The 13,830-nt window shown below is 58.7% G+C and carries 14 protein-coding genes; 3 read left to right on the top strand and 11 right to left on the bottom strand.

Going from position 1 to position 13,830, the window contains the following annotated elements:
- Nucleotides 1–224: 224 nt before the first annotated feature.
- Complete coding sequence (locus AC1RQB_RS15285; protein ID WP_063341915.1) at nucleotides 225–1,298, bottom strand: fatty acid desaturase; 1,074 nt, start codon at nucleotides 1,296–1,298, stop codon at nucleotides 225–227.
- Nucleotides 1,299–1,398: 100 nt separating this feature from the next.
- On the opposite strand from AC1RQB_RS15285, the gene AC1RQB_RS15280 reads away from it, so the two are divergent.
- A complete protein-coding gene (locus AC1RQB_RS15280; RefSeq protein ID WP_008068651.1) occupies nucleotides 1,399–2,403 on the top strand; it encodes an AraC family transcriptional regulator in 1,005 nt (334 codons plus the stop codon).
- Between the two features lie 127 nt (nucleotides 2,404–2,530).
- On the opposite strand, the gene AC1RQB_RS15275 is transcribed toward AC1RQB_RS15280, so the two are convergent.
- From AC1RQB_RS15275 to AC1RQB_RS15260, 4 genes are all read right to left on the bottom strand, one after another.
- Nucleotides 2,531–3,763 (bottom strand): type II toxin-antitoxin system HipA family toxin, encoded by a 1,233-nt coding sequence (locus AC1RQB_RS15275; protein WP_063341916.1) that lies wholly within the window; start codon nucleotides 3,761–3,763, stop codon nucleotides 2,531–2,533.
- Complete coding sequence (locus tag AC1RQB_RS15270) at nucleotides 3,756–4,004, bottom strand: helix-turn-helix domain-containing protein (RefSeq protein ID WP_063341917.1); 249 nt, start codon at nucleotides 4,002–4,004, stop codon at nucleotides 3,756–3,758. The genes AC1RQB_RS15275 and AC1RQB_RS15270 overlap by 8 nt, the downstream gene beginning before the upstream one ends.
- A gap of 111 nt (nucleotides 4,005–4,115) precedes the next feature.
- Nucleotides 4,116–4,481, bottom strand: a complete 366-nt coding sequence (locus AC1RQB_RS15265; protein ID WP_030131593.1) for a response regulator — start codon at nucleotides 4,479–4,481, stop codon at nucleotides 4,116–4,118.
- A gap of 111 nt (nucleotides 4,482–4,592) precedes the next feature.
- The gene (locus AC1RQB_RS15260; RefSeq protein ID WP_063341918.1) at nucleotides 4,593–5,279 is read right to left on the bottom strand and encodes a Crp/Fnr family transcriptional regulator; all 687 of its coding nucleotides are present in this window, start codon (nucleotides 5,277–5,279) and stop codon (nucleotides 4,593–4,595) included.
- An 85-nt stretch (nucleotides 5,280–5,364) separates the two neighbouring features.
- On the opposite strand from AC1RQB_RS15260, the gene AC1RQB_RS15255 reads away from it, so the two are divergent.
- On the top strand, nucleotides 5,365–5,883 hold the full coding sequence (locus AC1RQB_RS15255; protein WP_063341919.1) for an Mpo1 family 2-hydroxy fatty acid dioxygenase: 519 nt from the start codon (nucleotides 5,365–5,367) through the stop codon (nucleotides 5,881–5,883).
- A 90-nt stretch (nucleotides 5,884–5,973) separates the two neighbouring features.
- Here the strand turns inward: AC1RQB_RS15255 and AC1RQB_RS15250 are convergent, their stop codons facing one another.
- From AC1RQB_RS15250 to dibA, 6 genes are all read right to left on the bottom strand, one after another.
- Nucleotides 5,974–6,963, bottom strand: coding sequence for a sulfate/molybdate ABC transporter ATP-binding protein (locus AC1RQB_RS15250; RefSeq protein WP_063341920.1), 990 nt, complete (start codon nucleotides 6,961–6,963; stop codon nucleotides 5,974–5,976).
- Nucleotides 6,964–6,966: 3 nt separating this feature from the next.
- Complete coding sequence (gene cysW / locus AC1RQB_RS15245; RefSeq protein WP_008068643.1) at nucleotides 6,967–7,836, bottom strand: sulfate ABC transporter permease subunit CysW; 870 nt, start codon at nucleotides 7,834–7,836, stop codon at nucleotides 6,967–6,969.
- 13 nt (nucleotides 7,837–7,849) lie between these two features.
- Nucleotides 7,850–8,668: a sulfate ABC transporter permease subunit CysT gene (cysT, locus tag AC1RQB_RS15240; RefSeq protein WP_008068641.1), complete on the bottom strand. Its 819-nt coding sequence runs from the start codon at nucleotides 8,666–8,668 to the stop codon at nucleotides 7,850–7,852.
- Between the two features lie 204 nt (nucleotides 8,669–8,872).
- Nucleotides 8,873–9,886, bottom strand: coding sequence for a sulfate ABC transporter substrate-binding protein (locus tag AC1RQB_RS15235; RefSeq protein WP_008009582.1), 1,014 nt, complete (start codon nucleotides 9,884–9,886; stop codon nucleotides 8,873–8,875).
- Between the two features lie 146 nt (nucleotides 9,887–10,032).
- Complete coding sequence (gene oscA / locus AC1RQB_RS15230) at nucleotides 10,033–10,215, bottom strand: sulfur starvation response protein OscA (protein WP_007899630.1); 183 nt, start codon at nucleotides 10,213–10,215, stop codon at nucleotides 10,033–10,035.
- 251 nt (nucleotides 10,216–10,466) lie between these two features.
- A complete protein-coding gene (gene dibA / locus AC1RQB_RS15225) occupies nucleotides 10,467–12,386 on the bottom strand; it encodes a phosphodiesterase DibA (protein ID WP_063341921.1) in 1,920 nt (639 codons plus the stop codon).
- Nucleotides 12,387–12,533: 147 nt separating this feature from the next.
- On the opposite strand from dibA, the gene desA reads away from it, so the two are divergent.
- Nucleotides 12,534–13,718: a delta-9 fatty acid desaturase DesA gene (gene desA / locus AC1RQB_RS15220; protein ID WP_063341922.1), complete on the top strand. Its 1,185-nt coding sequence runs from the start codon at nucleotides 12,534–12,536 to the stop codon at nucleotides 13,716–13,718.
- The last annotated feature ends 112 nt before the right edge of the window (nucleotides 13,719–13,830 follow it).

The following is a 13,830-nucleotide window of genomic DNA, read 5'->3' as shown; positions in this document are numbered from 1 at the left end:
AAAGGGACCGCACCCTGCCAAGGAGACGGCCCCGGAAACTCGAAATCTGTTAGCGCTGATCAACATCGCTGTGACGCGATAATTGGCTGAAACGGTTATCCGATAAAGGAATATTTAATTACTTTAATAGACCTTAATCGCATATGCGAATCACTGCTTGCGTCACACCGTATCGTCCCTTTGGGTCAAATTGATGACCAGCATTTGAGTTTCCGGTTACATCATCAAACCTGAGCGGCACGCACCTCCTGCGTCTCGGTGGTGTCCTTGCGCACAAACCGGTTCGCCCGCCCGAACGTCCCGAAATCATTGAACCGCACCCCCATCTCGCGCATCACCTTGTGCGCCACCGGGACGGTCATCTGCCGGATGTAAAACGGCTCTTTCACCACAAAGTGATGGATCCCGTGGCTGCTGCCAAAGTTGAAGCAGAATGCTTGCAACGGCCACATCCACCAAGGGTTCAACACCTGGGTCTGCTGAATCACATTCCCTGGCTCCACGTCACCGTAGTAGTGCATGTTCGAGCTGACAAAGTGCAGGCAGAACGTACGCAACACGTTCGGACCGATGATCACGACGGCCGCGATGTCGATCACCTGCATCACCGCCAAAGTAGTCGCTGACCATTCGATGGGCGCCCCCAGCAGATGCGCAATGCCGTTGGCGGAGTGAAAACCGAGGAACACGTACCACGCCCCCCAATGCACCAGCGCCAGCGGTGCGTAAACCTTCAGAAAACGCTTGATGATGCTGAACTTGTGCGCCCGGGTCTTGGCCCGCAGCATGCGGATGAACGCCGACATCACGTTGTCGCCGACCATCAATAGCCGCGCGATTCCCCACGGCTCACCGTTGGTGATCGCCCGCTCTTCCATGTCGGCTTCAGTGCCGGACGCCTTGTGGTGATTGAGGTGCAAATGGCGGCGAATCCAGGGATTGATGGTGCTCGGCCGTGCCAGCCACACCAGGCCCATCATCAGGTTGTGCGGCACGCGTTGTTTGCGAAAATACATGCTGTGGATCAGGTCATGCTCCAGCTCGTGGGTCAGCGAGGCGAAAAACCCGTTGAGCAACAGGCATACCCACCAGGCCATGTACCCGGTGATGTACAGCGCTGCGGAACCGATCATCCCGGCCAACGCGAAAGCCAGAATACCCGCGCCCAAGGCGTCCTGATGGTTGAGAATCGGGTAGCGCTGGCGCAATTCGACGCCTTTGGCCAATACCACCTCGCGAATATGCGCTGATCGCTGTGCTGCATTCAGTCGCTGGGGACTTGCACAAGTACCGTCCATGCTTCCATCCTCTGGTTATTGATGTTCGCATCCTGCCCTGTGATGATTTACAGAGCGGTAGCCGTGAACGCCAACCTGTTGACCGGACGCGCCAATCAACATGACTGAACCGACCTCCCTCGCCAGCTGGACCCGCGCACTGCGCAAGCAGCTCGATGCGCTGGGGCTCGACAGCACAGCCCTGTGCCAACAGGCGGGGCTCGACCCGCAGTTGATGGACGACCCGAACGCCCGTTACCCGTTGTCCGGCACCACGCGCCTGTGGCACATCGCGGTGCAGGTCAGCGGCGACCCGGCGATTGGCTTGCGGGTGTCGCGTTTCGTCAGCCCCACCACGTTTCATGCGCTGGGTTATGCGTTGGTGGCCAGTGGCAGCCTGCGGGAAGTCTTCGAGCGCATCGTGCGTTATCACCAGGTGGTCAGCAACGCGCTGGATCTGGAATTGATCCGCGCTGAGGATCGCTACTACTTCCGCCTGAAAATCCCCCAAGGCAACCCCGCGCCAGCCTTCGAGGCTATCGACGCCTTCGCGGCGATTTACGTGCGCACCTGCCGCAATCGCCTGGGCCGTGACTACGCCCCGCTGGCGGTCTACCTGCGTCGTCCGGAACCGGCCGACCCGCACCAATGGCACAAAGTGTTCCGCTCGCCGGTATATTTCGCCGCCGACGAAGACCGACTGGAATTCGCCCTGGTGGATTTCGACAGTCACCTGGACGATGCCAACCCGGAACTGGCCGAACACAACGAAACCGTGCTCAAACGCACCCTGGCGCAACTCAAACCCCTGACCTGGGAGCGCAAGGTTCGTGACGCCATTGAAGAGCAATTACCCGAAGGTGAACCGTCGGCCGAATGCATCGCCCAGGCGCTGCACTTGAGTCTGCGCAGCCTTCAACGGCACCTGGCGGACGAAGGTTGTCGGTTCGATACGCTGCTCAACGAAAGTCGGGAAAACCTGGCGCTGCTGCACCTGCGCGACCCGCAATGCTCGTTGAGCGAAGTCAGTTACCTGCTGGGGTTCGCCGACACCAGCAGCTTCAGTCGTGCGTTCAAGCGCTGGACCGGGATGACGCCGGGGCAGTTTCGGGATGGGTTGCAGTGACAGATCCGAGAGGTGTTTTGGATGTTCCGGCCTCTTCGCGGGCAAGCCTCGCTCCTACAGGAATACGCGGTCATCTGTAGGAGCGAGGCTTGCCCGCGAAGGCGTCCGTCGCAACGCCACACATATTTCAACCTTTAACCAGACTGCGCGCTTGGCCTGATTTCCACTGATCCATCATTGCGTCGCCAACCTCGGCAAAAACGCTGTTGGCCCTGATGTAATGAGCCATCTCACCCATTGCCACATCCATCCCGTGAGCAACCTGTTGCAGCAGCTCATTGCAGCGTCCCTCTGTCAGGTTGCAGGCCGACCGACCAAAACGCATCAGCATTTTGTACTTGGGCCATGCCTTCGATCCGCCTAACAGCAACGCCATGCTGTCGGCCTTGATGTAGACCGAAGTCGTGACAATGTCATAGGCCGGAGCCAGACTGATTTGCGCATCAGCACCGCAATGTTCATACAGCACACCGAAGTTCTTGAGATGAGCATCGCCATTCCTCAAACCGGATGACAGCGCAACGATCTTGAAAAAAGACTCAAGGGCGTGGTTGAGCAATGCCGGGGAGACAAAGTCCTTGATCTGCCTGGCCGCACCTTCGTATGAACCATCGTATTTGGCCCTCGAAGGCCAGGCATTGAGTACGCAGAAATCCTCAAAACCCAGATAGCCTTTGTCATTCAGATCGAAGCGCTCGACGACCAGAAATTTACCCCGTTCGCTGAGTTCGAACTTCGGCACTTCAAGCCCCGAATGCAGCGCCGCTCGCATGCAGAAGTACTCGTTGGCGGCCAGCTCGGGGTATTCCTGCGAACGAAAAGACTTGACCAGATGCGTTGCCCCTCGATGGGTCAGGCGGTCGACGGTTGTTGCACTGTCACGCACGAGCACCTTTGGCTGTACCCCTGAAACCCCCGAATACCGACCATAGGTGTGCAGCAGGTCATCAAACAGCCCCTGAGCACCGTCATGAACCAGAAGATCTGCAAGACTGGTTTCAGGGGGCCGCTCGTTAGCATTTTGGGTGTTTGCGATCCCCATGCGTCCAAGCTGATGCGGGCCTACGATCGCTAGCATTGCGAAGTCGTCAAACCCTCGAACCGCTTTGCTGAAACGACGAACCAGTTCATCGCGCAGAGAACCTTCCGGCAGATTCATTTCAAAAACCGGCGGTACACCCCGCTCCCATGTGTAGCTCTCAAGGCGAGCGGGCATGGTCAGCGAGACGGCATTTTCCTCTAATGCGTCTTGCGCATAGGTAAACACTGAATCGACACCAGACTGTCCGCGCCCCAAGGCCCCTACCGTGGTGCCGGAAACACTGACGTGCAGCCTGTCCACAACACTCCCCTCAGCCATGGAAGTTAACCTTTTTCAGGGTGTCCAGCGTCGGACGCTTCGACTGCCTGGGTACAGCAGTCAGTTCGTATCCAAAGCCGTTCAAGATCGCTTCAACCTTGCGGATACCGATTTCAGAAACGGTGTTGTTCTCGATACCAGAAATCGTGGCACGGCTCATTCCGTACTGCTTTGCCAGATCCTGTTGAGACATCTTTCGCTCTTTGCGCAGTATTTTGATCAGTTTTCCAAGGCTTTCCATTCGAACCGCTCGCATCGTATACAGTGCAAAATTGGTTAATAGCACATATATGCATCGTATTTAATGCATAACTAGACCGAAGTCTAGCTCATTTCTTGGCCAGTCTCGCTCTCAACGCCCGCGATCACGCCGCAACAGCTTGCGCACCCGCTTCACCAGCTCACTGACGGCAAACGGCTTGAGCAGGTAATCATCCTCATGCAATTCCAGCCCGCGCAGGCGATCTTCGATGCCGTCCTTGGTGGTGAGGAGCAGCACCGGCGTGTCGCCGAGCTTGCGGATCTGTTGCAGCAATTGCCAGCCGTTGAGCCCCGGCAGCATCACGTCGAGGATGATCAGTTCGTACTCACCGGACTCGATAAAGCGCCGGCCGTCCATGCCATTGAGCGCCACATCTACCGCGTAACTCGCTTCGCTCAGGCCTTTGGCCAGGAGGCTGGCGGTTTCGGGTTCGTCTTCCACTAGCAACACACGCATGGCACACCTCGATTGTCGTCGTCACAGGCTAGGCGCGTTCGCGGACAAAGCCCATCAATACCGTGGTGATTTCAAAAGATCGCAGCCTTCGGCAGCGCCTACAGGTGCACGTCAAATCACCGCCAATGCTCGCAACCGTTCGGCATCCAGAATATCGATCTCGCCATACTTTAGATTCAGAATCCCTTGCCCCTGCAAATCCTTGAGGAGCTGGTTGGTGGTCTGGCGCGACAGCGACAGCATCGACGCCAGTTGCTCCTGAGGCAGTTGCAGAACACGGCGCGGCGGGTCGATTTCACCGTAACCCTCGGCGATCATCAGCAAGCGATGAGCCAGGCGTGCCGGGGCTGGCATCAGGCTCAGCTGTTCAAGGTTGATGAAGGTCAGGCGCAGTTTTTGGCTCATCAGCAACGCCAGTTGCCGCCAGTAAACCGGTTGTTGGTCGAGCAACTTCAGCAGCGTCGCCTGCGGGATGTGCAACAGGATGCACTGGCCGACGGCATAGGCATCGTGGGTTCGCGGCTGGCCATCGAACAGGCAGATTTCGCCGAACCAGTGCGGCGACTCCACCAGGCTCAGCAGCGCTTCCTTGCCCTGCTCGCTCACCGCGCCAATACGCACCGAACCTTCGAGCACTGCATACAGCCCGCATGGCGGATCACCGCGCTTGAATAGCAGTTGCCCCGACGACAGGCGCCGAACCCGGGCCGCAGCCAGCAGACTATCCTGTAAAGGAACAGGTAAATGACTGAACCACTGCCCCGTATCCAGGCGAGAACGCCAAATCTGCATGTCCATGAAAACTCCTGGAAATTGTCGCCTGGCTGACAGAGCGAGAGATGAAAACCGGAGCATCATCCATCACCCTACAGGAGGAATAACAATGAAAAGCCTCGTTGACCATCTCAGTCAATACGCCGCCTACCACCGTGACCCGCGCAATATTGCCAGCCACTTTATCGGTATCCCGCTGATTGTAGTGGCGGTTGCGGTGTTGCTGTCGCGGCCGCAATGGGGCGCAGGCTGGATTTCGCCGGCGGTGCTGGTCGCGATGGCATCGGCGTGGTTTTACCTGCGTCTGGAGGTGCGTCTTGGGGTGTTGATGACCGTGTTGCTCGGTCTGTGCATTTGGGCGGGCCAGGTACTCGCGCAGCAAAGTACGCTGGTCTGGCTGGCCAGCGGCATCGGGATGTTTGTGGTGGGGTGGGCGATTCAGTTTGTCGGTCATTATTACGAGGGACGCAAACCGGCGTTTGTCGATGACGTGACGGGGTTGATTGTCGGGCCGCTGTTCGTGGTGGTTGAGTTGGCGTTTTTGCTCGGGATGCGGCGTGAGCTGAAAGAGCAGATCGAGGCGCGAGTGGGCGGTGTGCGTTTGCGCCAGAAGAACGCCGCGGCGTAGGACGCCATCGCGGGCAAGCCCGCTCCCACAGTGAGCTGTGTCGTTCACAAATCCCCTGTGGGAGCGGGCTTGCCCGCGATGCTTTTGCCCTTAAATGTTGGCGACTTTCTGCCAGACCTTGGGCTTGAAGAATAGCGTTTCGCCCTTGGCCAATCCGACCAGGCTGTCGTGATCCTTCACCACTTCGGCTTCGATCAGCTCGCTTTGACCTTCGACCTTCAGCGTCACCCGCGTAGTCGCGCCCAGCGGACGAATATCCCGCACTTCAGCCGCGTGGTGGTCTTCCAGTTCATGACGCGACAGCGACACTTCGTGTGGACGGAACAGCACGTGCCGGTCTTCGCCCAAATGCAGACGGTTCGAGTCGCCAAGGAAGTGATAGACGAAATCGCTGGCCGGGTTTTCGTAGACGTCGCCCGGTGAGCCGATCTGCTCGATCACGCCCTTGTTCATCACCACGATACGATCGGCGACTTCCATCGCCTCTTCCTGGTCGTGGGTCACGAACACCGAGGTCAGGTTGATGTCTTCGTGCAGCCGTGCGAGCCAGCGACGCAGCTCTTTACGGACCTTGGCATCCAGCGCGCCGAAGGGTTCGTCGAGCAGCAGGACTTTCGGTTCCACCGCCAAGGCACGGGCCAATGCGATGCGTTGACGCTGGCCGCCGGAGAGTTGTTCCGGGTAGCGATCGGCCAACCAATCCAGTTGCACCATGTTCAGCAGTTCGTGGACTTTTACCGCGATCTGGCTTTCATTCGGACGCTGGCTTTTCGGCTTCATGCGCAGGCCGAACGCGACGTTGTCGAACACCGTCATGTGCCGGAACAGAGCGTAGTGCTGGAACACGAAACCGACATTGCGATCACGCACGTCGTGGCCGGAGACGTCTTCACCATGGAACACGATGTTGCCCTGATCCGGGGTTTCCAGGCCGGCGATGATTCGCAGCAACGTGGTCTTGCCGCAGCCGGACGGGCCGAGCAGCGCCACGAGTTCGCCGCTTTGAATGTCCAGGCTGATGTTGTCCAGCGCCTTGAACGCGTGGAAGTTCTTGCTGACGTTACGCACTTCGATCGACATGACTTATTCCTCCGCGGCGCTGGCGCGCAGGCGGTTAATACGGTTTTCGCTCCACTGCTTGAGCAGCAGGATGAAGAGCGCCAGGATCAGCAACAGGCTCGCCACGGCGAACGCGGCCACGTGGTTGTATTCGTTGTAGAGGATCTCGACGTGCAGCGGCAAGGTGTTGGTCACCCCGCGAATGTGCCCGGAAACCACCGACACCGCACCGAACTCCCCCATCGCTCGCGCAGTGCAGAGCACCACGCCATAGATCAGGCCCCATTTGATATTGGGAACGGTGACGTGCCAGAACATCTGCCAGCCATTGGCGCCAAGCAGGCGCGCGGCCTCTTCCTCCTGAGTGCCTTGTTCCTGCATCAGCGGGATCAGCTCACGTGCCACGAACGGCACAGTGACGAAAATCGTCGCCAGCACGATGCCCGGCAAGGCGAAGACGATCTGGATGTCGTGGTCCTGCAACCATGGGCCGAACAGGCCCTGGGCGCCGAACATCAATACATAGACCAGACCGGCGATCACCGGCGACACCGAGAACGGCAGGTCGATCAGGGTCACCAGCATGCTCTTGCCACGGAACGAATATTTGCTCACGCACCATGCCGCGCTGACACCGAACACCAGGTTCAGCGGCACCGAGATCAGCACCGCGATCACGGTGAGTTTCAACGCCGACAAGGCGTCCGGCTCGAAGATCGCGGTGAAGAACGCACCCAGGCCCAGTTTCAGGCCTTGGGACACCACGATGAACAACGGCAATAACAAAAACAGCGCGAAGATCAGCCAGCCGAGGCCGATCAAGACTCGCCGCGACGTGGCACTGCCACGGCGGGCGGCGTTCGAGGAGGCTGCTGCAATAGACGATTGGGACATTTTTCGCGCCTCCTTATGGGGTTTCGATGCGCCGCTGCAGCAAGTTGATCAGCAGCAACAGGACAAAGGAAACCACCAGCATCAGTACACCAATGGAGGTGGCGCCGGTGTAATCGTACTGGTCGAGTTTGACCATGATCAGCAGCGGCAGAATTTCGGTTTTCATCGGCATGTTGCCGGCGATGAAAATCACCGAACCGTACTCGCCGACCCCGCGGGCAAAGGCCAAGGCGAAACCGGTCAGCCAGGCTGGCAGCAGCGCCGGCACCAGGATATGGCGGAAAACCTGTAACGGTTTTGCCCCCAGGCAAGCCGCCGCTTCCTCCACTTCACGCGGGATATCGGCCAGTACAGGCTGTACCGTACGTACTACGAATGGAAGTGTTACAAAAGTCAGCGCCAGGGTGATGCCGAGGGGGGTGTAGGCGATCTTGAAACCCAGGTCCGCCGCGAACTGACCCACCAGGCCGGTGGGGGTGTACAGCGCGGTCAGCGCGATACCGGCCACCGCTGTGGGCAAAGCAAAGGGCAGGTCGATCATCGCGTCGATGACTTTGCGTCCCGGGAACGTGTAGCGCACCAGCACCCAGGCCAGCAGCGTGCCAATGATGCCGTTGATGATCGCGGCATAGAGCGCGGTGCCGAAACTCAGCTTCAACGCCGCGAGCACCCGTGGCGCCGAGATGATCGCCCAGAACTGCTCCCAGGTAAGTTGAGCGGCATGCACGAACATCGCCGCCAGTGGAATGAGCACAATCAAGCTGAGGTACACCAAGGTGTAGCCCAGCGTCAGCCCGAAGCCGGGTATGACGGGGGAGATACGACGCGACATAAAAGTCCTTGGTTGAGAACGCGCTAAGCCCCGACGGTGAAATCGGGGCCCGTTAGCCAATGCCAGCCACTTAAGTGCTAAACCTGTGGGAGCGGGCTTGCTCGCGAAGGCGGTGCGTCAGGCGACATCAATATTGACTGTGTCGCTGTCTTCGCGAGCAAGCCCTCTCCCACATGGATTGCGCATTGGCAGATCTATTTCAGGTTACTGCGCCTGATAAATCTGGTCGAACACGCCACCGTCATTGAAGAATTTCGGTTGCGCGGTTTTCCAGCCGCCGAAGTCCTTGTCGATGGTCACCAGCTCCAGTGTCGGGAACTGTTTGGCGTACTTGGCGGCCACCTCTTTGTCACGTGGACGATAGAAGTTTTTCGCCGCGATTTCCTGGCCGGCCGGGCTGTACAGGTGCTTGAGGTACGCCTCGGCAATGTCAGTGTTGCCCTTTTTCTCGGCGTTCTTGTCGACCACGGCCACCGGTGGTTCGGCCAGGATCGACAGCGACGGTACAACGATGTCGAACTTGTCAGCGCCACCGTCTTCTTTCAACGCCAGGAAGGCCTCGTTTTCCCAGGCCAACAACACATCGCCCTGACCGTTGTTGACGAAGGTGATGGTCGAGCCGCGAGCACCGGTGTCCAGCACAGGCACGTGTTTGAACAGGGTCTGCACGTACTCTTTGGCCTTGGCTTCATTACCGCCGTTGGCTTTCAGGCCATAAGCCCAGGCCGCGAGGAAGTTCCAGCGTGCGCCGCCGGAGGTTTTCGGGTTCGGGGTGATGACTTCCACGCCGTTTTTGGTCAGGTCGCCCCAGTCCTTGATGCCTTTCGGGTTGCCCTTGCGCACCAGGAACACGATGGTCGAGGTGTAAGGTGTGCTCGCGTCCGGAAGACGCTTCTGCCAGTCGACCGGCAGGCTCTTGCCGAGCTTGGCGACTTCATCGATATCACCGGCCAGGGCCAGGGTCACCACATCGGCCCGCAGACCGTCGATCACCGCCCGGCCCTGCTTGCCCGAACCACCGTGGGACTGCTGGATTTTCACGTTGTCGCCCGCGTGGTCCTTTTTCCAGAAGTTGATGAACTCGGCGTTGTACTCCTGGTACAGCTCACGGGTCGGGTCATACGACACGTTGAGCAGCTCGTAATCCTTGGCAACCGCGGAACCAGCAAAAAGGGCACTGGCCAGGGCGGCCAAAGCAAAATGACGAATCGACGACATGGTGAAAGCTCCTGGAATTCTTGATGTGTTGGCTTTTTCTTATGGTCTTCTGGAACGGGTTGCCTGTTCGAAGATCGCAGCCTTTACATCAGTCTCCCGTAGGAGCTGCCGAAGGCTGCGATCTTTTGATCTTTCAATCTTTCGCTTCAGCTCGGCTTGTTGCCCGGGCTCTGCAAACGGAATTTCTCCTTGCGTTCGATCTGAACCACCTGGGCGTTATGCACGGTGATTTCCACCGCGCCAAAGCGCAGATCGCGCAAAGCGCTTTGGATCTCACGCAAAATGGTGGCTTCGTCCTGCCCGTCAACACTACGTAGGGATGCGCTCATGGTGCTGCTCCTTAATGAGATATGCCTGGCAGTGGCGGGCACTGCTTACGGCGTAGGGCAATAGTAGATAGGCGTAGATATTCTTAAAAATACTATTTAAGAATGTTTATATAACCAGAAGACTGATTGTTCCCATGCTCCGCGTGGGAATGCCGCCCGGGACGCTCTGCGTCCCTGATCGAGGTGACGCAGAGCGTCACTGGATGCATTACCACGCAGAGCGTGGGAACGATCAAAAGCAGATCAGGCGCTCATCCAATCGTTGGCGCCCGGGCCCAATCCAATGACGCCGCCGGCACTGGCCGCCCAAACCAGTACCCCTGCCCCAAATCGCAGTCATGCTCGAACAGGAAACTCGCCTGCTCGACCTGCTCGATCCCCTCGGCATGCACTTGCATCCCCATGCTCTGCGCCAGCGCAATGATTACCCGCGCGATCGCCGCGTCGTCCTCATCACCCGGCAAGCCTGCGACAAACCCCTGATCGATCTTGAGCTTTTGCACCGGCAAACGCTTGAGCCGCAGCAACGATGAATAGCCCGTGCCGAAGTCATCGATGGCCAGCCGCACGCCCAACTCGCGCAAGCGATGCATCTGCTCCAGCGCCATTTCCGGGTCTTCCATCACCGCGCTTTCGGTGACTTCCAGCTCCAGATACGCCGGATCCAGCCCGGTGTCGTGCAGCACCTGAGCCACCTGCTGATACAACTCGCGTCGGGCGAACAGGCGAGAAGAAACGTTCACCGCGACAAACGACAACACCACGCCCGCCGCTTGCCACTGGCACATCTGCTGGCAGGCCTGACGCATGATCCAGGCATCGATCTCGGCAATCAGCCCGGTGCGTTCGGCGATGGGGATGAATTCAGCCGGCGACACCAACCCACGTTGCGGATGCTCCCAGCGCACGAGAGCCTCGACGCCGATCAGGCGACTGGTTTTGAGGTCATGCACGGGTTGGTAATAAACCCGCAATTGCTGCTGCTCCAGCGCTCGGCGCAATTGGAATGCGATCTCGACGCGCTGCTGGGCGTGCGCGGTCAATTCTTCGGTGTAGAGGGCATAGCCGTCGCGGCCAGCGCTCTTGGCCTTGAACAGCGCCGAGTCGGCGTTGCGCAACAGTTGCTCGGCACTCAAGGCATCGCTTGGAAACAGGCTGATGCCGATGCTGGCGTTGATAAATAGTGGATGCCCGTCGATCTGGAACGGTTCCTTAAGGCCATCGATGACTCGCTGAGCCAGCGCCGCGGCATGCCCCGGTTGCGGGCAGTTTTCAGTCAATACAGCAAATTCGTCGCCGCTGAGCCGCGCCAGTGTGTTACCCGGGCCGAACAAGGCATTCAGGCGCTCAGCCACAGCCTTGAGCAGTTGGTCACCGACACTGTGACCGAGACTGTCATTGATCAACTTGAAATGATCGAGGTCGATCATCAGCAACGCGCAACCGCGCTTGTGGACCTGCGCCGAGGCCACGGCCTGCCCGGCACGGTCGGTTAGCAGAAGGCGATTGGGCAGATCGGTCAACGGATCGTGATGGGCCAGATGCGTCAATTCATGCTCGGAGTTCTTGATCGCGCTGATGTCGGAAAACACCGCAACGTACTGGCTGAGCCGTCCCTGATCGTCGCGAATGAGGCGGATCGTCTGCCATTGCGGGTAGATCTCGCCGTTTTTACGGCGATTCCAGATTTCTCCGCTCCACTCACCAAGGCTGTCGAGTGCCGCGAACATCACCTGGTAGAAAACCGGCGGGTGATGGCCCGACTTGAACATGTTCGGTCGCTGCCCCAGCACTTCTTCACGCTGATAGCCGGTGATTTCCATGAACGCCCGGTTCACATGGACGATCAACCCGTTGCTATTAGTGACCAGCACCCCTTCACGGGTGCAATCGAACACCGCTGCCGCCTGACGCAAACGTTCCCTGTCTGCATTACGCTCACGCAACTTGGCGCCGACACCCAGACAGCGAAACAATCGCGCCCGCGCAATGAAGATCAGCCCGGCACTGAACGCCACCCAGGCATAACCGTTGATCAGCTGCCAGCGCAGCAGGTCGGGGGAACTATCGAAGAACCTGTTCAGTAAATAACCACTAAACTGGAACCAGGCGACGGAAAGCACCAGGTAGAGCAGCGCTGCACGCAAAGCATCGCGATAGGTGGCTGACATTAGAACGGCCATGTCCCTACAAAAAGGCTGGAATTATAGATTAAAGACACATCCAGCCACTCTTATCTGAAAGGGCGACTGGTTTTATCTGTGGGCTAAGTGATAATGCAACGGCTGTTTTTTTCTTTATCGAGGGTCCTATAGGCTATGTGGTACGAAGGTTTTCTTGGCTTATCGCCCTGGTCACTGGTGGCAGTCACCCTACTGATGACCCACGTGACGATCGTCGGCGTCACGGTTTATCTGCATCGCTATTCAGCCCATCGCTCGCTTGAGCTCAATGCCGGCCTGAAACATTTTTTCCGCTTCTGGCTGTGGTTGACCACGGCGCAGAACACCCGTGAGTGGACCGCCATCCACCGCAAACACCACGCCAAATGCGAAACCGTCGACGACCCGCACAGCCCGGTCATCAAGGGGCTGTCCACCGTTCTGCGCAAAGGCGCCGAGCTGTACCGCGCCGAAGCGGAAAACCCCGAGACCCTGCGCATCTACGGCAAGAACTGCCCCGAAGACTGGATCGAACGCAACCTCTACAGCCGCTTCCCCCTGTTGGGCGTGGCGATCATGGGCGTCATCGACCTGCTGCTGTTCGGCACCATCGGCATCACCATCTGGGCCATCCAGATGATGTGGATCCCGGTGTGGGCCGCAGGCGTGGTCAATGGCCTGGGCCATGCCATCGGCTACCGCAACTTCGAATGCCGCGATGCGGCGACCAATCTGGTGCCTTGGGGCATCCTGATCGGCGGCGAAGAACTGCATAACAACCATCACACCTACCCTAACTCCGCCAAACTGTCGGTGAAGAAATGGGAATTCGACCTCGGCTGGGCCTGGATCCAGGTTTTCAGCTTCCTGCGTCTGGCCAAGGTCCAGCGGGTTGCGCCGATCGCCCACCGCGTTGAAGGCAAAGGCAGCCTGGACATGGACACTGCCATGGCGATCCTCAACAACCGCTTCCAGATCATGGCTCAATACCGCAAGCTGGTGATCGCGCCGCTGGTCAAGCAAGAGCTGGAAAAGGTCGATCACTCGGTCCGTCATCAGTTCCACCGGGCCAAGCGTTTGCTGTCGCGGGAAACCAGCCTGCTGGACGACAAGCACCATATGCGCATCCAGACCATGCTCGAGCACAGCCAGGCGCTGAAGGTAATTTACGAGAAACGCCTGGCCTTGCAACAGATCTGGGTCAAGACCAGCTCAAATGGTCACGACATGCTGGCTGCCATCAAGGACTGGGTACACGAGGCCGAGGCCAGCGGGATTCAATCCCTGCGTGACTTCGCCGGCCAGTTGAAAACCTACTCCCTGCGCCCTGCCAACGCCTGATCCTCCACAGAAGAGGCTGCCCTAAGTTTTTCGTAGGAGCCAGGCTTGGGGGGGGGGGGGGGGGGGGGGGGGGGGGGGGGGGAGGAGGGGGGGGGGGGGGGGAGGGGGGGGG

Source organism: Pseudomonas sp. GW822-FHT02E03 (assembly GCF_058802325.1).
This window is presented reverse-complemented; position numbering and strand designations above follow the sequence as displayed.